Source organism: Pseudomonas danubii (genome assembly GCF_042980055.1).
GTDB lineage: Bacteria > Pseudomonadota > Gammaproteobacteria > Pseudomonadales > Pseudomonadaceae > Aquipseudomonas > Aquipseudomonas danubii.
On the sequence record NZ_CP116502.1, the window covers coordinates 821,077 to 840,868 of the forward strand.

Sequence of the window (19,792 nt, forward strand, 5' to 3'; positions counted from 1 at the left end):
TTAGGCAAACACCTGGAGGCTGCGCGGCGGTAAGGCCACCCAGATGTCCTGGGCGCCCAGGCGCGGCATGGCTTCCGGGGACAGCTCGGCCAGCAGTGCATGCCCCGGCAACTCATTGAGTTCGAAGCTCATGCGGCAGCGATTACCGAGGAAGGTGATCTCGCGGACCTTGGCCGGAAACAGGTTTTCCTCATGCACCGGCGGGTTCACGCTGATGGCTTCCGGACGGCAGAACAGGCGACCCGAAGCGGCCTTGGCCGAATCGTCGGCCAGGCGCACATTCATCCCGCCGACCTGGGCGTGGCTGTCGCTGTTGCGGCTAAAAGGCAGCCAGTTGCCCTGGCCGACGAACTCGGCGACGAAGGGCGTAGCCGGACGATCGTAGATTTCCTGGGGCGTGGCGTACTGCTCGACCTTGCCGTTGTTCATCACGGCGATGCGGTCGGCCATCAACATGGCCTCGTCCTGATTGTGGGTGACCATCAGGGTGGTGATCCCCAGACGCCGTTGCAGCTGGCGCAGCTCGGTGCACAAGTGCTCGCGGACCCGGGCGTCCAGGGCCGACATCGGTTCGTCCAACAGCAGCAGCGACGGTGACGGCGCCAGGGCACGGGCCAGGGCGACGCGCTGCTGCTGGCCGCCAGACAGCTGGCCGGGGTATTTCTTCTCGCTGCCGGTCAGCCCGACCAGTTCCAGCATCTGTGCCACACGCTTGCGCACTTCCTCACGGCCGCTACCGGCCAGGCCGTAGGCGATGTTGGCTTCCACCGTGAGATTGGGAAACAGCGCGTAGGACTGGAACAGGATGCCGTAATCCCGGGCTTGTGGCGCCAGCAGCGAAACGTCCCGATCCCCCAGGTACAACTCGCCCTGGTCCTGGCGCTCAAGGCCGGCGATGCAGCGCAGCAGTGTGGTCTTGCCGCAGCCGGACGGGCCCAGCAGGCACACCAGCTCGCCGGCCGCGACGTCCAGGGACACGTTGTCCAGGGCGGTGAAGGCGCCAAAACGCTTCTGGATACCCCGCACCTTCATCGGCGCGCCGGGGTTGCTCAGGGCAGTTGCAGTGGAGTGGTTCATGGACGGACCTCATCTAGCAGATGAGGCAAATCCTAGAGTTGTAATGCGTCGGCCATATGGCAGTAAGGCAAAAACGACCGATAGTGGTATTCAGGGATTTTGGTTCAACCTGTCAGTCAGGTGCTGCGCCGATGCAGGTCTTTCAGGCGGGAGCCATTTCCTGGGCCAGGCCGAGGAAGGCCGCGGGCAGGCGCGCGTTCTTGCGCTCCTTGAGGCAGTACAGGTACTCGACGATCTGCGGGGCATGCTCGATGGTCAGGACCCGCAGTTGCGGATCGTGGGGCACTTCCTGACGGGCAATGATGCTGATGCCGATATTGCGCAGCACCGCCTCGCGGATCGATTCGCGACTGCCGATTTCCAGCAGCGGGCCAAAGCTGACGTGGGCATCCTTGAGCAAGGTTTCAGTAAGGCTGCGGGTGGTGGAGCCCGGCTCACGCATCAACAGGGTGTGCCCGGCCAGGGCATTGAGCGGCACGTGATCCAGCGCCGCCAGGGGGTGGTTGCGATGCACCGCCAGCACCAGCGGATCGCTGCCCAATACCCGGCGGATCAGCCGCGCATCCTCCAGCAGTTGCGAGGAGGCCGCCACATCCACCCGGTAGTCTTCCAGGGCTTCGAGGACTTGCTGGGAGTTGCCGATCTCCACCGACACTTCGACCTGGGGCAATCGCTCGCGGAAAGTCTTCACCAGATCGAGGATGTAGTACGGCGCGGTGGCAGCGATGCGCAATGTGCCCTGCACCTGCCCGCTGTTGCGCAGGAAGAACTCGATGTCAGCCTCCTGCTGCAACAGGTCCTTGACCATGGGCAGCAGGCGCGTGCCTTCGTCGCTGAGGCTCAGGCGCCGACCGCCGCGGTAGAACAGCTCCACCGAATACTGGCTTTCCAGGTTGCGGATCTGCGTGGTCACCGTCGGCTGACTGAGGCCAAGCTTCTTCGCCGCCAGGGTGATGCTGCCCAGGCGGGCGACCATGTAAAAAGCCTTCAGCTCGGCACTCAGCATGGCGGCTTGCCGCAGCTGCAAGCTTTGAGCGGCAAGCCGCAAGCTGAAGCCGGTGCGTGTGAGTTCATCACTCTGGTTCTCCCCTCAGTTGCTTGTTGCTTGCCGCTACGGTGGCCTATTTGCGCAGCAGGCGCAGGCCGTTGAATACCACCAGCAGGCTGACGCCCATGTCGGCAAACACCGCCATCCACATGGTGGCGAGCCCGGCAAAGGTTACCCCAAGAAAGATCGCCTTGATGACCAGGGCCAGGGCGATATTTTGCTTGAGCACCACCGAGGTCTGGCGCGACAGGCGAATAAAAGCCGGAATCTTGCGCAGATCGTCGTCCATCAGCGCTACATCCGCAGTCTCAATGGCCGTATCGGTGCCCGCCGCGGCCATGGCGAAACCTATCTCGGCCCGGGCCAGGGCCGGAGCGTCGTTGATGCCGTCGCCCACCATGCCCACCCGATGCCCCTGGGCATACAACGCCTCGATAGCTTGCAGCTTGTCGGTGGGCAACAGGTCGCCCCGGGCCTGATCGATGCCCACCTGGGCCGCAATGGCCTGGGCGGTGTGAGGGTTGTCGCCGGTGAGCATCAGGGTCTTGATCCCCAGCTCATGCAACTGCTGGATGGCTTCGCGGCTGGATTCCTTGACCGTGTCCGCCACGGCGAACAGCGCCAGGGGGCCATTGCTGTCCAGCAACAGGACCACGGTCTTGCCCTGCTTCTCCAGGGCGAAGAGTTTTTCCTCCAGGGCCGGGGAGCACAGGCCCAGCTCTTCCACCAGGCGGTGGTTGCCCAGGTGATACAGCTGACCGTTGATTTCGCCGCGCACTCCGCGCCCGGTCAGGGCTTCGAAGTTATCCACAGGGTGCATGGCCAGCTGTTTATCCACAGCCGCCTGGGCAATGGCCAGGGACACCGGGTGATCGGAACGTCCCGCCAGGCTCGCGGCCAGGGCCGGGGCCGTGTCCTGCGCCAACGGGTCCAGGGACAGGAAATCGGTCTGTACCGGTTTGCCGTGGGTGATGGTGCCGGTCTTGTCCAGGGCCAGGTAGTCGAGCTTGTAACCGCCCTCCAGGTAGACCCCGCCCTTGACCAGGATGCCCTTGCGGGCCGCAGCCGCCAGGCCGCTGACGATGCTCACCGGGGTGGAGATCACCAGGGCACAGGGACAAGCCACCACCAGCAACACCAGGGCGCGGTAGATCCAGTCGAACCAGACGCCCCCCATGAACAGCGGCGGAATCAGCGCCACGGCCAGGGCAAAGGCGAATACCGCCGGGGTGTAGATTTTCGAGAAGGTATCGACGAAGCGCTGAGTCGGCGCCCGAGCGCCCTGAGCCTGCTCCACGGCGTGGATGATCCGTGCCAGGGTCGAGTTGTTGGCGGCGGCGGTCACGCGATATTCCAGGGAACCGGCCTGGTTGATGGTGCCGGCGAACACCTTGTCGCCCACGGTCTTTTCCACCGGCAGGCTTTCACCGGTGATTGGCGCCTGGTCGATGGTGGAGCTGCCGGACACGACCTCGCCGTCCAGACCGATGCGCTCTCCCGGGCGAACTCGCACGCGGGCGCCCAGTTCGACGTTTTTCGCCTCCAGTTCGCTCCAGCTGCCGTCCGCCTGCTGCACCGTGACCTGTTCCGGGGTCATCTGCATCAGGCCGCTGATGGCGTTGCGCGCCCGGTCCAGGGAGCGGGCCTCGATCAACTCGGCCACGGTGAACAGGAACATCACCATCGCCGCTTCCGGCCATTGGCCGATCAGCACGGCACCGGTCACGGCAATGCTCATCAGCGCATTGATATTCAGGTTGCGGTTCTTCAGGGCGATCCAGCCCTTCTTGTAGGTGCCCAGGCCGCCACTGAGGATCGACACCAGGGCCACCAGCGCCACGACCCAGTCGGGGGCGGCATTGGTGAAGTGAATGACTTCGGCGGCCAGCGCGCCGATACCGGACAGGGCCAGCGGCCACCAGGCTTTCTTCACCGGCGCTGCGGCAGGCGCGACTTCGGCGCCGTCCTGCTGCAGAGGCTCGGCGTGCATGCCCAGGGATTTGATCGCTTCGATGATCGGCGTCGTGCTCGACAGGTCGTGGGTCACCCCCAGCACGCGGTTCATCAGGTTGAACTCCAGCGCCTGAACCCCCGCCAGCTTGCCCAGCTTGTTCTGGATCAGGGTCTGCTCGGTGGGGCAATCCATGGCTTCAATGCGGAAGCTGCTCAGACGCGCGCCGGCAGTCGGTGTTTCGCTCAGGGTGACCTTGGACGGCGCCGGGCCGGCAGAACCGCAGCAGGAGGCACCGTGGGTGGCGTGATCATGCGCCTTGACCGGCTGCAGCTTGCCCGCAGAGGCAGGGGCATGGCTGTGATCGTGATCGTGATCGTGATCGTGATCGTGATCGTGATCAGCATGGGCGTGCTGGGCGTCGGGTTTGCGCGGGTTGTGAATGGAGTCGCTCATAGGGGTCGCGTCCGTATAAAGGTGCTTGTTGCCAAGTGAACACCCTGTAGCCACTATAGGGTCAAGCACCCATTCGGAGACGACGGCAATGAAGATTGGCGAACTGGCGAAACTCACCGACTGTCAGGTCGAGACCATCCGTTACTACGAGCGCGAAGGACTGCTGCCGGAACCGGCCCGCAGCGAAGGCAACTACCGCCTCTACACCCAGGCCCACACCGAGCGCCTGACCTTTATCCGCAACTGCCGCAGCCTGGACATGACCCTCGAGGAAATCCGCAGCCTGCTCAACCTGCGGGACAGCCCCGAAGGCCAGTGCGCCAGCGTCAACGCCCTGATCGACGAGCACATCCATCACGTCAAGGCGCGCATCGACGGGCTACTGGTGCTCCAGGAACAACTGCTGGACCTGCGCCAGCGCTGCAGCGAAGGGCCGGACCTGGATCACTGCGGCATCCTCCAGCGCCTGGAAGTCAGCGGCTCGGTGGCCCCCAGCGAGGCCGAGCCATCCCACGTCGGCCGCAGCCACGGGCATTGAGCCTGGGGCTGGGCGCCGTGGTTTCAGGAACCCCGGCGTCCCGCCGCCAGCAGTCGCTGATACACAAACTCCAGTACATCCAGCAGACGCTGATCCAGCTGTCGCCAGGCCAGGCCCAGGCGTACCAGCCATGCGCTGAACAAACCCACCAGGCAACCGCCAAGAATATCGAAGGGGAAATGCACGCCCAGGTAGACCCGCGCCCAGCTCACCAGCACGGCCAAGGCCAACATGACCAGCCCGGTCTTGCGCAAGGACGCCAGGATCAGGGCAAAAGCCATGGCGAACATGCCGCTGGCGTGGTCGCTGGGGAAAGAGGCTCCAGGCGCATGGGCGAGGAAATTCTGCCCCAACTCCAGCATGAAGGGCCGCGGATGAAACCACAGGCCACGGATCACCAGGTTGCAGGCCAGGGCGACCACGATGCTCGAGGTCGCCAGCAGGACGATCATTTTCTGCCGGCGCTCGCCAAAGACCCAGAGCACCAGGAGCAGCAGCGGGACACAAAGGACCACCCACTGGGCGAGAAAAATCGCCAGTTCACGCATCGGCAGCGATGCCTCGGCGCTGGCATTGATGGCCAGGAACAGGCTGCGGTTGAGTTCTTCCATTCAGGGGCTCGCGATCAACGTCAAAAGGACGACGTCCAGGCTTTCCCGGACCACTCCTGAGAGCCTTGACGCCCGGCAGGCAGGGCAATGCCCGGAAGAGCTCCCGGGCAAAGGTCGATAAAGATATCGGGGGAAATCGACAGGGGCCGCGCGGCCCCTGGGTGCAGTCGCTAAAAGACTTAAACCGCCATCGGCGCGGTCATCGGCGCGTGGTGTTCGTAGCCTTCCAGGGAGAAATCGCTCGGCTCGATCAGTTCCAGCCATTCAGGCTGGTAGACGCCAGTCTTGGCGAACTCCGGCACGCGCTCGGAAATCACCAGCTTGGGCATCGGGAACGGCTCGCGCTTGAGCTGTTCGTTGAGCATGTCCAGGTGGTTTTCGTAGACGTGGGCATCACCGATGAAATAGGTGAACCAGCGCGGCGTGTAGCCGGTCAGGCGGCCGATCAGGCTCAGCAGCGCGGCGCCTTCGGTGAGGTTGAACGGCGTCCCCAGCCCCAGGTCGTTGGAGCGGATGTAGAGGGTCAGGGAGATTTCCCGGGTCTCGACATTGGGGTGGAACTGGTACAGCAGATGACACGGCGGCAGGGCCATTTCATCCAGCTGCGCGCAGTTCCAGCCGTGGAACAGGATTCGCCGGCTGCCCGGGTCGTTGATGATGGTGTCAACGCACTGGCGTACCTGATCGATGGCCTTGTACAGCACCACGTAACCCTGGCCGTCCTCCTCGCCGGCGGCGATCTGCCGGTAGCCCTGGCTCAATGCCAGGTCAATGGCGGCCTGGTTGCTGGTCTTGATCTGCTTGTAGGCCGGCCACTTGCGCCACTGCACGCCGTAGATCTCGCCCAGATCGTCATCGCCCTGGCGGAACGGGTTGGCCAGCCACTGAGCGTTTTCGTTGGCGTTCTGGTCCCAGACCTTGCAGCCCAGGGCACGGAACTCGGCGGCGTTGTTCACCCCGCGCAGGAAGCCGACCATTTCGCCGATGGCCGACTTGAAGGCCATCTTGCGGGTGGTGATGGCCGGGAAACCTTCCTTGAGGTCGTAGCGCAGCATGGCCCCGGGAAAGCTGATGGTGTTCACACCGGTGCGGTTGGCCTGCTTGGTGCCGTTGTTGATGACGTGGGCCACCAGATCAAGATATTGCTTCATGAATTACCTGCATCCTTGAACCCGGGGCACGCCCCGGGATTCGAATTTATTGCGCCGCGCTCTGGGCCGGAGCGCGATGATAAGCCAGCCAGATCAGTCCCAGGCCGCCGAGGATCATCGGCACGCACAGAACCTGACCCATGGTCAGCCAGTTCCACGCCAGGTAGCCCAGCTGTGCGTCCGGCACCCGGACGAACTCGACGATGAAACGGAAGATCCCGTAGAACAGGGCGAACATACCGGAAACCGCCATGGTCGGCCGGGGTTTGCGCGAGAACAGCCACAGGATCAGGAACAACGCCACGCCTTCCAGGGCGAACTGATACAACTGCGACGGATGACGCGGCAACTGCGCCGGATCGCTGAACGGCGGGAAGATCATCGCCCATGGCACGTCGGTGGGTTTGCCCCACAGCTCGGCGTTGATGAAATTGCCGATTCGCCCGGCACCCAGGCCGATTGGCACCATGGGCGCGACGAAGTCCATCAGTTCGAAGAAAGTCTTGTTGTTGCGCTTGCCAAACCACCAGGCCGCCAGCATTACTCCGATGAAACCGCCGTGGAACGACATGCCGCCCTTCCATACCTCGAAGATCAGGGTCGGGTTGGCCAGATAGGCGCTGAGGTCGTAGAACAGCACGTAACCCAGTCGCCCACCGACGATCACCCCCATGGACATCCAGAACACCATGTCCGAGAGCTTCTCCTTGCTCCAGGTCGGATCGAAACGGTTCAGCCGGCGCGACGCCAGCAACCAGGCGCCGCCAATGCCGATCAGGTACATCAGGCCGTACCAGTGGATTTTCAGCGGGCCGATGGCCAGCGCTACCGGATCAATCTGCGGGTAAGGCAGCATTGCGACTCCTCGTAAGGGTTAGAACTCAAATGTCCCGGGGCAAACTGCCAGCCCAGGATTAAGCCAGGATTGCGTCACCACTCAGAACAGGAAGCTGATCCCCACGCAGAACAGTAGCGCGGCGAACAAGCGTTTCAACAGGCGTGGCGACAGTGTGTGGGCCATGCGCGCACCGATACGGGCGAACACCATGCTGGTCAGGGCAATGCCCAGCAGCGCCGGCAAATAAACGAAGCCGAGACTATGAGCCGGAAGCTGCGGATCATGCCAGCCCAGAATCATGAAACTTAAGGCGCTGGCCAGGGCGATGGGCAAGCCGCACGCCGAGGATGTAGCCACCGCCTGCTGCATCGGTACGCTGCGCCAGGTGAGAAACGGCACGGTCAGCGAACCGCCGCCAATGCCGAAGATCGCCGAAGCCCAGCCGATCACACCGCCGGCCGCCGCCAGCCCCAGCTTGCCGGGCACCTGGCGACTGGCCTTGGGCTTGAGCTCCAGGGTCATCTGCAAGGCCACCACCAGGGCGAAGACACCGATGATTTTTTGCAGGTGCGGGCCGGAAATCGCTTCGGCGGTCAGCGCGCCGAAACCGGCCCCCAGCAGGATGCCCAGGGCCATCCAGGCGAAGATCGGCCAGCGCACCGCGCCACGGCGATGGTGTTCGCGAACGGCATTGACCGAGGTAAAGATGATGCTGGCCAGAGAAGTGCCGACCGCCAGATGGGTCAGCACCGAGGCATCGAAGCCTTGCAGGGTGAAACTGAACACCAGCACCGGGACAATGATGATCCCGCCGCCCACGCCGAACAGCCCGGCCAGCACACCTGCACAGGCGCCCAGCAGCAGATAGAGCAGAAATTCCATGGGAGCATCCGAAAATAAGACCGGCATGGTAACGGATGCGCCGCCCCGGACTCCACTGGATGGCGATGGATACCCATTGGATCTGTGCGTAAAGTGGGCAAAAACACACAGGGGGCCACCTTAATGTGCTTGATCGTATTCGCCTGGCGGCCAGGTCATGCTCAGCCACTGATCGTCGCGGCCAACCGTGACGAGTTTTACGCCCGGCCCAGCCTGCCCCTGGGGCAATGGCCGGAGTCGCCGCAGATCCACGCCGGACGCGACCTGGAGGCGGGAGGCACCTGGCTTGGTGTCGGTGCCAATGGCCGCTTTGCCGCCCTGACCAATATCCGCAACCCGCATCAGCCCCCGGCACGACGCTCCCGGGGCGAACTGGTGGCGCGCTTTCTCGCTGGCGACGTAGCCCTGGAAGATTATCTGCACGATGTGGTGGGCCGCTCGGTGGAGTACGCCGGGTTCAACCTGTTGCTGGGCACAGCAGAGCAACTGTGGCACTACAACGCCCAGGATGTGCAACCGCAATTGCTCAAGCCCGGCGTCTACGGCCTGTCCAATGCCGGGCTCGATACGCCGTGGCCCAAGCTGCTCAAGGCCAAGGCCGCGCTGCAGGAAGTGCTGTCCAATCCACAACCCCAGGCCCTGCTGGCGTTACTCAGCGATCCGCACACCGCGCCCTTCGCCGAACTGCCGGACACCGGAGTGGGTTTGGCTACGGAAAGCCTGCTGTCCAGCGTATTCATCGCCAGCCCCAGCTACGGCACCCGCGCCAGCACCGCGCTGATCGTCAACGCGGACGGCTCGCGGCATCTGCTGGAGCGCAGTTTTGGCCCTTATGGCGGGCATCTGGGAGAGGTCGAGCTGAAAGTGTGAAACGTTCGCCAGCCAGCCGGCTCCTACACAGGCCGTTGTAGGAGTCGGCTGGCTGGCGAAGCAAATACTTCGATTACAGGGTCTTGCTCGAAGCCGGATTGATCATCCGTGCCAAGCCGAGTTTCTTCAGCGCCAATTGCAGCGAGCTGTGGATAACTTGCGGGTTGTCGATGGTCATCATCTCGTCCAGCAGTTCCTTGGCTTTGCTCATGTTGATCTGACGCAGCATCCACTTCACTTTCGGCAAGTTGGTGGCGTTCATCGACAGGCTGTCGAAACCCATGGCCATCAACAGCACCGCCGCCGCCGGATCACCGGCCATTTCGCCACAGATGCTCACCGGCTTGCCTTCGGCGTGGGCGTCACGCACCACGTTCTGCAGCGCTTGCAGCACGGCCGGATGCAGGTAGTCGTAGAGGTCGGCGACCCGCGGGTTGTTGCGGTCTACCGCCAGCAGGTACTGGGTCAGGTCGTTGGAGCCCACCGAGAGGAAGTCCACCTGGCGCGCCAATTCCCGGGTCTGATACACCGCCGCCGGAATCTCGATCATCACCCCCACTGGCGGCATGGGCACGTCAGTGCCTTCATCGCGGACTTCACCCCAGGCACGGTGGATCAGGTGCAGGGCTTCTTCCAGCTCATGGATACCGGAAATCATCGGCAGCAGGATGCGCAGGTTGTTCAGGCCCTCGCTGGCCTTGAGCATGGCCCGGGCCTGCACCAGAAAAATTTCCGGGTGGTCGAGGGTCACGCGGATGCCGCGCCAGCCGAGGAAGGGGTTGTCTTCCTTGATCGGGAAGTACGACAGCGACTTGTCGCCACCGATGTCCAGGCTGCGCATGGTCACCGGTTGCGGATGGAAGGCCGCCAACTGCTCGCGATAGATCGCCAGCTGTTCTTTCTCGCTGGGAAAGCGCTGGTTGATCATGAACGGCACTTCGGTGCGATACAGGCCTACGCCCTCGGCACCGCGCTTCTGCGCCCGGGCCACATCGGCCAGCAGGCCGGTGTTGACCCACAGCGGCATGCGGTGGCCATCAGGGGTGATGCAAGGCAGGTCGCGCAATGCGTCCAGGCCCTGGGCCAGTTGCCGCTCTTCTTCCACCACATCGGCGAACTGCTTGCGCAGCACGTCACTGGGGTTGGTATAGACCTCGCCGTGATAGCCGTCGACGATCATCTGGATGCCATCGACCTTGGAATACGGCAGGTCGACAAGGCCCATCACCGTGGGAATGCCCATGGCCCGGGCCAGGATGGCCACGTGGGAGTTGCCCGAACCCAGCACCGAGACCAGCCCCACCAGCTTGCCTTCCGGCACTTCGCCGAGCATGGCCGGGGTCAGTTCTTCACTGACCAGGATGGTGTTGTCGGGGTAGACCAGGGTCTGCTGGCGCTCTTCCTGCAGATAGGCCAGGAGCCGCCGCCCCAGGTCCTTGACGTCCGAGGCGCGCTCGCGCAGGTAGGCGTCGTCCATCAGTTCGAAACGGTTGACGTGATCGGTGACCACTTGGCGCAACGCACCCTGGGCCCATTGCCCGGTCTTGATCACGGTCTTCACTTCGCTGCCCAGGGAGGCGTCGTCGAGCATCATCAGATAGACGTCGAACAGCGCGCGCTCTTCCGGACGCAGTTGGGTCGCGAGTTTTTCCGACAACGCCCGCATATCGGCGCGCACCCCTTCCAGGGCGGTCTTGAACAGCGCCAGTTCAGCGTCGATGTCGGTGATGTATTTGTCCGGGACCACATCCAGATCAGCCGGTGGCAACATCACCACCGCGCTACCTACCGCGGCGCCGGGGGAACCTGGCACGCCGACAAACTTGGCTTCCTGAATACCCTTGCCCTGACGCCCCAGGCCGCGGATCGAACCGGTGGCCTCGGCGTGGGCGATCACCCCGGCCAGTTGCGCGCTCATGGTCACCAGGAAGGCTTCTTCGCCCTCATCGAACTGGCGGCGCTCTTTCTGCTGGATGACCAGAACACCGACTACGCGGCGATGGTGAATGATCGGGGCGCCGAGGAACGAGGCATAACGCTCCTCACCGGTTTCGGCGAAGTAGCGATAACGCGGGTGATCGGCGGCGTTTTCCAGGTTGAGGGGCTCTTCCCGCGTGCCCACCAGGCCCACCAGGCCTTCGTTGGGGGCCATGCTGACCTTGCCGATGGAACGCTTGTTCAAGCCTTCGGTGGCCATCAGCACAAAACGGTTGGTTTCCGGGTCCAGCAGGTAGACCGAGCAGACCTGGCTGCCCATGGCCTCTTTGACGCGCAATACAATAATCCCTAACGCCGCCTTGAGATCCTTGGCGGAGTTAACTTCCTGGACGATCTTGCGCAGCGTATTGAGCATGGCTCGGGGTCGAACTCCGTCGTCAGTCGCGCACTAAAAGGCGCGGGGCAAGCTCTTTGAGAGCGCGGCGATACACTTCGCGCTTGAATGTCACCACCTGGCCCAACGGATACCAATAACTGACCCAGCGCCAGCCATCGAATTCCGGTTTACCGGTCAAATCCATCCGCACCCGCTGCTCGTTGGAGATCAGGCGCAGGAGAAACCATTTCTGTTTCTGGCCGATGCACAGCGGCTGGCTGTGGGTCCGGACCAGGCGCTGCGGCAAACGATAGCGCAACCAGCCCCGGGTGCAGGCGAGAATTTGCACATCTTCGCGCTCCAGCCCTACTTCTTCGTTCAACTCGCGATACAAGGCGTCTTCCGGCGTCTCGTCGGGGTTGATGCCCCCTTGAGGAAACTGCCAGGCATCTTGATTGATACGGCGAGCCCATAGCACCTGTCCGGCATCATTGGTCAGAATGATCCCGACATTGGGGCGGAAACCATCGGGGTCGATCACGGCTACAACCTCGCAAACGCATGTCGCCGCATTGTTCCACAAAGCTTGGGAATGCAGCAACGAGGCTGCTTACCTTATGTGCACTCTTGTGAAAAGACCGTATTCTGGGCACCTTTTTCCGCGACTTTTCAGCGAGTAACTGCAATGCGCCTGGCTTTATTCGACTTGGACAACACGCTTCTGGGCGGCGACAGCGACCACGCCTGGGGCGACTACCTGTGCGAGCGGGGCTTCCTCGACGCCGTCGCCTACAAGACCCGCAACGACGAGTTCTACCAGGACTACCTGGCCGGCAAACTCGACAACGCCGCCTACCTGAACTTCTGCCTGGAAATCCTCGGCCGCACCGAGATGGCCGTGCTTGAGCAATGGCATCGCGACTACATGCGCGACTGCATCGAGCCCATCCTGCTGCCCAAGGCCCAGGCCCTGCTGGCCCAGCACCGCGAGGCCGGCGACAAGCTGGTGATCATCACCGCCACCAATCGTTTCATCACCGCGCCGATCGCCGAGCGCCTGGGAGTGGAACACCTGATCGCCACCGAATGCGAAATGCAGGACGGCCGCTACACCGGACGCAGCACCGACGTACCGTGCTTCCGTGAAGGCAAGGTCATCCGCCTGCAGCGCTGGCTGGAAGAAACCGGTCATGACCTGGAAGGCAGCTACTTCTACAGCGACTCGATGAACGATCTGCCGTTGCTGGAGCAAGTGGCCACCCCAGTGGCCGTCGACCCTGATCCAAACCTGCGGGCCGAGGCTCTGAAGCGCGGCTGGCAGGTGATCAGCCTGCGGGATTGAGCGCTGCGCCGGCTCCTACAAGCCGTAGGAGCCGGCTTGCCGGCGAAGGCTGCTAAACCGGCTTGGCCACCATCAGATAGAAAATCGCCATGAAGGCCAGAAACGCCGGCCAGCCCAAGGCGAACCACCAGCGCATGTAAAGATTGGCCCGCAGTGGCATCGGCACGCCGTCCCGCAGCGCCTGCTCAGCCATCTTGTGCACCCGGATCTGCAACCAGACCACCGGCAACCAGCACAGCCCCGCCAAGACATAGAGCCCCAAGCTCCACATCAGCCAGGCTTGCTGGATCGGCCAGCCCGCCAGATACACCAATCCCAGCCCACTCAACGGCTGGAAGACGGCCGTCGTTGCAGTAAAGGCCCAATCGGCGAACACCAAATGCTTGAATGTCACGGCAATCACTTCCAGCTTGCCGCTGCGCCAGGCCCGCAGTGCGTAATAGGCCGAGCCCGCGCCGAGGCCAAAAAGAACGGTCGAGGACAGGATATGCAGGGTTTTCAACAGCAGATAAGCACTCATCGACGGGGTTCAGTCCACAACAGCCATAGGGTCGCCACCATCAGCACCAGGTTCTTGGCCACGGCGGCATAAGGGTCAAACCAGAAATGCGGCAGGATCAGACTGATGATCAGGGTGTAGCCGAGCATCAGTGCGAGCTGCGCCTGCAGGGCCCGCCGGCGCCAACGCCGCAGCAGCAGACCGACACCCAGCACCGCGTCGCAGAGCGATCCCGCGATCACCGCCAGTACCGCCCAGGCGCCCTGCACCCCGGCCTCGGCCATGATCCGCAAGCCCCAGTCATAGCCGGGACCGATGCACACCACCGCCGTACCCAGCCAGATCAGCACCATGACCGCCAGCAGCAACGGTCGCAGGGCCAACTGGGTGCTCTGCGCGGCCTGCGGCCAGTCTTGCAGCCGGGCTGCCAAGGGCGCGGCGTGATAACCGCAGACCGACGCCAGTACTTCAGGGTCCCCCAGGTTGTCGCAACGGGCCATGCTCAGGCTCTGCCGGTTCAGGGCCCGCCAGCCCAGGCGCTCCCCCACCCTTGCGACCAGCGCCAGGACCACTGAGGGCAACTGGAAGTAGCGCGCCGGGGCCCAGCCCTGGGCCGCACGCAGACGATCCAGCAACTGCGCCATGGTCATCCGTTCAGGGCCAACCAGCGGCAGCACCATGGACTGCGCGGGCCATTGTCCGATCAACGCAAGCACGGCAGCACTCAGGTCATCCACATGCAGGGGCTGCATTCGAGCCTTGGCGGACAACAACGGAATCAGCGGCCAGGGCGACAGCCGGGCCAGCCAGCCACTGCTGGCGCCACCCGCGCCGAGCACCAGGGATGGCCGCAACACCACGGCCGGAATCCCCAGGCGCAGCAGGTAATCATCCGCAGCCGCCTTGCTCGCCAGAAACGGCACTTGCGGCTGCTGGCCGGCGCCCAAGGCGGAAATCTGCAACACCCGCACACCCCGGGCCGCCGCCAGATCAAACAGCGCACGGGTCCCCAGATCCTGAGTCAGGGTCAACGCCTGGGCATCATTGCTCAACAACCCGGCAGCGTTGATCAACAGGTCGGTATCAGCGGGCAAGTCAAAAGGCTGGGGCTCAAGGCCCAGGCGATCGAGGTCCAGTTGCCGCCATTCCACGCCAGGCAGACTCCGGGTTTGTCGATGGCGACTGGTGGCGATGAGTTGATGGCCGGCGGCGTGCAACGCCGCCAGCAGATGACGGCCGACAAACCCTGTCGCCCCCACCAGAACAACCTTCATGGCAATCCTTAAGGCTTAGACCGGCTTGGCGCCCATGAGGCCAGCAATGGTGACGAAACACACCGCACTGAAGATCGCCAGCGCCAGGGTGAAGGTCAGGCCACTGGCGGCCTTGGCCAGACGCAGGCGGTTGAGGCGCACCATCAGCCAGAGCCAGGCCAGAGCGCCCAGGGTGTAGAGCACACTGGAGCCCAGAATCCAGGTCTGCCCCAGCGGCCAACCCACCAGATGAACCAGCCACCAGCCGCTGAATGGCAGGGCCAGCAAACCCACCGCCAGCAGCAGCCAGCCGAACAGTCCCGGGCGGTGCAGCACGCGACTGTAGACCGTCGCATCACCTTGGCGGCGCAAGCGCCAGACCCAGATCGCCAAACCAAGCGCACTGCCCAAGAGCAGCACGGTAGCCAGCACATGAAGCGTCTTCAGCGTGGTCAGTGTTTCCATGTTCTCGCTTCCTTAAGGCTCCGATCCTCAGCGTAGTCGCTCAGCCGAGGAACAGCTGATAAGCCGGGTTATCGCTTTCATCCCAGTACGGATAGCCGATCTGCTCCAGAGCCGCCGGTACCAGATGACGTTCATCGGCCGGTACTTGCAGGCCGGCGACCACTCGGCCATCGGCCGCACCATGGTTACGGTAATGGAACATGGAGATGTTCCAGCGCCCGCCCAGTTTGTTGAGGAAGTTGAACAATGCCCCCGGACGCTCCGGGAACTCGAAGCGCAGCACCACTTCGTCGCTGACCTTCTCGGCATGGCCACCGACCATGTAACGGATATGCAGCTTGGCCAGTTCGTTGTCGGTCAGGTCGATCACCGGAAAACCCTGCTCGGTCAGACTGGCGACCAGGGCACTGCGCGGATCGTTTTCCGGGTGGGTCTGAACGCCGACAAAGATGTGGGCTTCGCTGCCGGTGTTGTAGCGGTAGTTGAATTCGGTGATCTGACGCTTGCCCACCGCCTCGCAGAACGCCTTGAAACTGCCCGGTTTCTCGGGAATGGTCACGGCGATGATGGCTTCGCGGCCCTCGCCCAGCTCGGCGCGCTCGGCGACGTGGCGCAGGCGGTCGAAATTGACGTTGGCCCCGGAATCGATGGCCACCAGGGTCTGCCCGGTAATACCGCGCTGCTCGACGTACTTCTTGATCCCCGCCACGCCCAACGCGCCGGCAGGTTCGGTGATCGAGCGGGTATCGTCGTAGATGTCCTTGATTGCCGCACAGATTTCATCGGTGCTGACGGTGATCACTTCATCCACATAGTCCTTGCAGATATCGAAGGTGTGCTGACCGATCTGCGCCACCGCCACGCCGTCGGCGAAAATGCCCACCGTCGGCAGCACGACCCGCTCACCCGCTGCCATGGCCGCTTGCAGGCAGTTGGAGTCGTCCGGCTCGACACCGATCACCTTGATCTCAGGACGCAGGTACTTCACATAAGCGGCAATACCGGCGATCAGCCCGCCGCCGCCCACCGGCACGAAAATCGCGTCCAGTGGCCCCGGGTGCTGACGCAGGATCTCCATGGCCACCGTGCCCTGCCCGGCAATGGTGTGGGGATCGTCGTAAGGATGGATATAGACGTAGCCTTTTTCATCCACCAGCTTCAGCGAATAGGCCAGCGCTTCGGGGAAAGAGTCGCCATGCAGCACCACCTTGCCGCCGCGGGAGCGCACGCCTTCAACCTTGATCTCCGGCGTGGTCTTGGGCATCACGATGGTGGCCTTGACCCCCAGCACCTTGGCCGCCAGGGCCAGGCCTTGAGCATGGTTGCCCGCCGATGCGGTGACCACGCCACGGGCGCGTTCGGCGTCGCTGAGTTGGGTCAGCTTGTTGTAGGCGCCGCGAATCTTGAACGAGAACACCGGCTGCAAGTCTTCACGCTTGAGCCAGACCTGATTGCCCAGCCGCTCGGAGAGCTGGCGGGCAGTCTGCAATGGGGTTTCTACGGCAACGTCATAAACGCGCGAGGTGAGGATCTTCTTGACGTACTGTTCGAGCATCGGAAAGCATCACTGAGCGGGTTGGGCAGGGCCAAGGAGTCTAACCCAGCGTTTGCCCGGGCGACCACACGAATACAGAGGTTTTAGCCGGCGCCCTCGCCGCCCTACCCCGTATTGCCAACTCTCCCGCCCGGCCTGGCCGATTAGCCAAACGGGCAATGACCGGATCTGTCGCGGCGCCTATAATGCCGGCCTTTGTGCCCCCCCCATTGCCCGCTTCGGAGCCCGCATGACCCAGGATCAACTCAAACAGGCAGTCGCCCAGGCCGCCGTCGACCTTATCCTTCCGAAACTCGATGACAAGAGCATCGTCGGGGTCGGCACCGGCTCCACCGCCAACTGCTTCATCGATGCCCTGGCCCTGCACAAGGGCGCCTTCGATGGCGCCGTAGCCAGCTCTGAAGCCACCGCCGCGCGCCTCAAGGGCCACGGCATTCCGGTGTACGAGCTCAACACCGTCAGCGACCTGGAGTTCTACGTCGACGGTGCCGACGAGAGCGACGAGCACCTGAACCTGATCAAGGGCGGCGGCGCAGCCCTGACCCGGGAAAAGATCGTGGCCGCCGTGGCCAAGACCTTTATCTGCATCGCCGACGCCAGCAAGCTGGTACCGGTGCTGGGCAACTTCCCACTGCCAGTTGAAGTGATCCCGATGGCCCGCAGTCACGTAGCCCGCGAGTTGGTAAAACTGGGCGGCGACCCGGTGTACCGCGAAGGGGTGATCACCGACAACGGCAATATCATCCTCGACGTGCACAACATGCAGATCACCAACCCGGTGGAGCTGGAACGCCAGATCAATGCCATCGTTGGCGTGGTCACCAACGGTCTGTTCGCCGCGCGCCCTGCGGATGTACTGCTGCTGGGTACGGCCGAAGGGGTGAAACCCCTCAAGGCCTGAGCCTGAACTGGCTTGCCGACGAAGGCGCTCCCAAGGGCCTCTTCGCCGGCAAGCAGAATGCCGCCCGACCGCCTCTACAGTTCAGGTTTCTTGAAGACGTAGAACAGGTTCGGCTCGCTCACCAGATACAGGGTGCCGTCGTCATCCATGGCTATTCCTTCGGCCTGGGGCACGGCCTTGCTCAGGCCCTGGCGGCCCTTGCCCAATGCCAGGGTGCTCAGCGGGCGCCCGTCGACGTCCAGTTCAACCACCAGGCGCGACTCGTCCGACAAGGCCAGCAGATGGCCACTGCGCTCGTCGTATTGCAGGCTGGAGAGGTCGCGTACAAAAAGCCCGGCATCCCGCTTGGGGTTGTTGAGCACATGCACCCCGTAGGATTTTTCCGGATCGTGATGGGGAAAGCCCTGAACCTCATAGATCAGCATCGGGTCGCGTTCCTTGGCGACGAACAAGCGCTGGCCCTGTGAATCGTAAGCCAGGCCTTCAAAGCCCTTGTTCCCCGACAGGTGCACGCCGAGCGTGATCTGCTCGGCCTCTGCCGCATCCACCACGGTGGTTTCGTCGTCCAGCTGAATCTTGATCAGCCGGTGCTGCCGTTCATCGCTGATCACATAGGTATTGGCGCTGATGAACTCCACTGCCTCCGGATCACCAAAGCCCAGCAGAGCAATACGCCGCAGGACCTGCCCGTCCAGGGACAGCTCTACCAGCTCGGAATTCTTGTTGGTCACGGTGAACAGGCTGTTGCGCAGCGGATCGTAGGTCAGTGCCGAAACCTCATCCAGCCCCTCAATAGGCTGCGCCTCCAGTACCACTCGATAATCACCCAGGCCCAGAGATTGCGGGGCCGTCACTTGCCAGTAGGATTGCCAGTCGAACCAGGCGCGCTGCCACAACCGATGGTTGTGGGCAAACGCGGCAAGCAGCACCGCCATCAGGCAGAGGATCAGATAGAGAGGTTGCAAGCGGGTCAGACGATACATGGCGGGCGAACTCGAAATCAGGACAGGCTGATGAAATATCACAGCCGTCTGAATTCAAGCTTAATCGACGATCCGGCAAAGGCGCCGGACCAGGAGATCATTGCTTCTCGAAGCGATAGAACAGATTGGGCTCGCTGACCATGTACAGGTTGCCGGCCTCATCCATGGCCACGCCTTCGGCCCGGGGAATGGTGTTCTGCAGGCCGTTGAAGCCGCCGAGCAAGGCCATGAAGCTGACTTGCTCACCCTGCTCGTCCAGCTCCAGCAACAGATGAGAGTCGGCGGACAGCACCAGGGTATGACCGGTGCGCGGGTCAATGCCCAGGGCCGAGAGGTTGCGCAAGTCGAGCTCCTCGCTGGCGAGTTTCTGCTTGCTGCCCTTGAGCACCTGGCTGCCATCGCTGCTCCAGGTGAAGAGTGCCGCCGGACGCTCCTCGCCCAACAGCAGTTGCTGCTTGCGCGGATTCCAGGCAATGGCTTCAAAAGCCTTGTTCTGATCTTCCGAAGGGCCCAGGTCGTAGGTCGGAAAATCGGCGATGTTCAGCTCTTTGGTACTGGCATCAACTTTGACGATCACCAGCGAATGCTGACGCTCATCGACTATCGCCAGTAAGCCATTCTCCAAGACTGCCACCCCTTCCGGGTTGCTCCAGCCCACCAGAGGGATCTTGCGCAGGACGTCGCCTTGCAGGGTCAGCTCCGCCAGGAACGGATGCTTGCCCATCACCGAAAACAGGGTTTTGGTCTGCGGGTTGTAGGAGAGATCCGACGCTTCATCGCTCTCCATGCCAGGCAGCGCCTTGGCATCGATGACCACGCGGTAACCGGGTAGCCAGATGCTGGCGCTGCGCTCGGAAGGACTGACAAACCGCTCCTGCACCCAGAGCGCGCCCCGGTCGTCCCAATGCAGGAGACTGGCAACGCCATAGCAGATCACCCCCGCCAGCAGCAGCCAGGAGTACCAGCGCATGCGCAGGCGAATACGCGACATACGACTGCCGAGAGGCTTAGTCAGAGGAGGAGCGTCCATCACAAGATTTCCAGAAGTCGGCCATGGT

At 63.0% G+C, this 19,792-nt stretch carries 19 protein-coding genes; 4 read left to right on the forward strand and 15 right to left on the reverse strand.

The window, feature by feature from the left end:
- The 3 genes from PFZ56_RS03895 to PFZ56_RS03905 form a co-directional block, all read right to left on the reverse strand.
- The gene (locus tag PFZ56_RS03895) at positions 1-1,077 is read right to left on the reverse strand and encodes a putative 2-aminoethylphosphonate ABC transporter ATP-binding protein (RefSeq protein WP_110652441.1); all 1,077 of its coding nucleotides are present in this window, start codon (positions 1,075-1,077) and stop codon (positions 1-3) included.
- A gap of 142 nt (positions 1,078-1,219) precedes the next feature.
- Entirely contained in the window at positions 1,220-2,083 is an 864-nt protein-coding gene (locus PFZ56_RS03900) for a LysR family transcriptional regulator (RefSeq protein WP_102881471.1), read from the reverse strand.
- A 115-nt stretch (positions 2,084-2,198) separates the two neighbouring features.
- A complete protein-coding gene (locus PFZ56_RS03905; protein ID WP_394304587.1) occupies positions 2,199-4,532 on the reverse strand; it encodes a heavy metal translocating P-type ATPase in 2,334 nt (777 codons plus the stop codon).
- A gap of 88 nt (positions 4,533-4,620) precedes the next feature.
- Between PFZ56_RS03905 and cadR the strand changes: the two genes are divergently transcribed.
- Complete coding sequence (gene cadR / locus PFZ56_RS03910) at positions 4,621-5,070, forward strand: Cd(II)/Pb(II)-responsive transcriptional regulator (RefSeq protein ID WP_092308673.1); 450 nt, start codon at positions 4,621-4,623, stop codon at positions 5,068-5,070.
- A 23-nt stretch (positions 5,071-5,093) separates the two neighbouring features.
- Here cadR and PFZ56_RS03915 read toward each other — a convergent pair whose 3' ends face one another.
- The 4 genes from PFZ56_RS03915 to PFZ56_RS03930 form a co-directional block, all read right to left on the reverse strand.
- Complete coding sequence (locus tag PFZ56_RS03915) at positions 5,094-5,681, reverse strand: undecaprenyl-diphosphatase (RefSeq protein ID WP_110594299.1); 588 nt, start codon at positions 5,679-5,681, stop codon at positions 5,094-5,096.
- Positions 5,682-5,860: 179 nt separating this feature from the next.
- Entirely contained in the window at positions 5,861-6,832 is a 972-nt protein-coding gene (locus PFZ56_RS03920) for a thymidylate synthase (protein WP_015637397.1), read from the reverse strand.
- Positions 6,833-6,878: 46 nt separating this feature from the next.
- Positions 6,879-7,688 carry a prolipoprotein diacylglyceryl transferase gene (lgt, locus tag PFZ56_RS03925; RefSeq protein WP_102862122.1) on the reverse strand — a complete coding sequence of 270 codons (810 nt, stop codon included), beginning with the start codon at positions 7,686-7,688 and terminating at the stop codon, positions 6,879-6,881.
- Positions 7,689-7,769: 81 nt separating this feature from the next.
- Entirely contained in the window at positions 7,770-8,552 is a 783-nt protein-coding gene (locus PFZ56_RS03930; RefSeq protein ID WP_123389969.1) for a sulfite exporter TauE/SafE family protein, read from the reverse strand.
- Between the two features lie 123 nt (positions 8,553-8,675).
- Here PFZ56_RS03930 and PFZ56_RS03935 point away from each other — a divergent pair, with 123 nt between their 5' ends.
- A complete protein-coding gene (locus tag PFZ56_RS03935) occupies positions 8,676-9,422 on the forward strand; it encodes an NRDE family protein (RefSeq protein WP_110594297.1) in 747 nt (248 codons plus the stop codon).
- Between the two features lie 73 nt (positions 9,423-9,495).
- Here the strand turns inward: PFZ56_RS03935 and ptsP are convergent, their stop codons facing one another.
- Together ptsP and PFZ56_RS03945 are read right to left on the reverse strand one after the other, a co-directional pair.
- Entirely contained in the window at positions 9,496-11,775 is a 2,280-nt protein-coding gene (gene ptsP / locus PFZ56_RS03940; protein ID WP_102862125.1) for a phosphoenolpyruvate--protein phosphotransferase, read from the reverse strand.
- A gap of 22 nt (positions 11,776-11,797) precedes the next feature.
- Positions 11,798-12,277 carry an RNA pyrophosphohydrolase gene (locus PFZ56_RS03945; RefSeq protein ID WP_011064073.1) on the reverse strand — a complete coding sequence of 160 codons (480 nt, stop codon included), beginning with the start codon at positions 12,275-12,277 and terminating at the stop codon, positions 11,798-11,800.
- A gap of 144 nt (positions 12,278-12,421) precedes the next feature.
- On the opposite strand from PFZ56_RS03945, the gene PFZ56_RS03950 reads away from it, so the two are divergent.
- Positions 12,422-13,078 carry an HAD family phosphatase gene (locus tag PFZ56_RS03950; RefSeq protein WP_102862126.1) on the forward strand — a complete coding sequence of 219 codons (657 nt, stop codon included), beginning with the start codon at positions 12,422-12,424 and terminating at the stop codon, positions 13,076-13,078.
- A gap of 52 nt (positions 13,079-13,130) precedes the next feature.
- Here the strand turns inward: PFZ56_RS03950 and PFZ56_RS03955 are convergent, their stop codons facing one another.
- From PFZ56_RS03955 to ilvA, 4 genes are read right to left on the reverse strand one after another with little or no spacing between them, the layout of a single operon-like run.
- Positions 13,131-13,598, reverse strand: a complete 468-nt coding sequence (locus tag PFZ56_RS03955) for a DUF2269 domain-containing protein (protein WP_170001779.1) — start codon at positions 13,596-13,598, stop codon at positions 13,131-13,133.
- Entirely contained in the window at positions 13,595-14,851 is a 1,257-nt protein-coding gene (locus PFZ56_RS03960) for an SDR family oxidoreductase (protein WP_102862128.1), read from the reverse strand. Before PFZ56_RS03960 ends, PFZ56_RS03955 begins: the two co-directional genes overlap by 4 nt.
- A 15-nt stretch (positions 14,852-14,866) precedes the next feature.
- The gene (locus tag PFZ56_RS03965; protein ID WP_102881203.1) at positions 14,867-15,295 is read right to left on the reverse strand and encodes a DUF2269 family protein; all 429 of its coding nucleotides are present in this window, start codon (positions 15,293-15,295) and stop codon (positions 14,867-14,869) included.
- Between the two features lie 40 nt (positions 15,296-15,335).
- Positions 15,336-16,850 carry a threonine ammonia-lyase, biosynthetic gene (gene ilvA, locus PFZ56_RS03970; protein ID WP_110594292.1) on the reverse strand — a complete coding sequence of 505 codons (1,515 nt, stop codon included), beginning with the start codon at positions 16,848-16,850 and terminating at the stop codon, positions 15,336-15,338.
- Positions 16,851-17,079: 229 nt separating this feature from the next.
- On the opposite strand from ilvA, the gene rpiA reads away from it, so the two are divergent.
- Entirely contained in the window at positions 17,080-17,751 is a 672-nt protein-coding gene (rpiA, locus tag PFZ56_RS03975) for a ribose-5-phosphate isomerase RpiA (protein WP_170001777.1), read from the forward strand.
- A gap of 74 nt (positions 17,752-17,825) precedes the next feature.
- Here rpiA and PFZ56_RS03980 read toward each other — a convergent pair whose 3' ends face one another.
- Positions 17,826-18,734 (reverse strand): SdiA-regulated domain-containing protein, encoded by a 909-nt coding sequence (locus PFZ56_RS03980; RefSeq protein ID WP_102862131.1) that lies wholly within the window; start codon positions 18,732-18,734, stop codon positions 17,826-17,828.
- Between the two features lie 97 nt (positions 18,735-18,831).
- The gene (locus PFZ56_RS03985) at positions 18,832-19,764 is read right to left on the reverse strand and encodes an SdiA-regulated domain-containing protein (RefSeq protein WP_170001775.1); all 933 of its coding nucleotides are present in this window, start codon (positions 19,762-19,764) and stop codon (positions 18,832-18,834) included.
- Positions 19,765-19,792 lie beyond the last annotated feature (28 nt).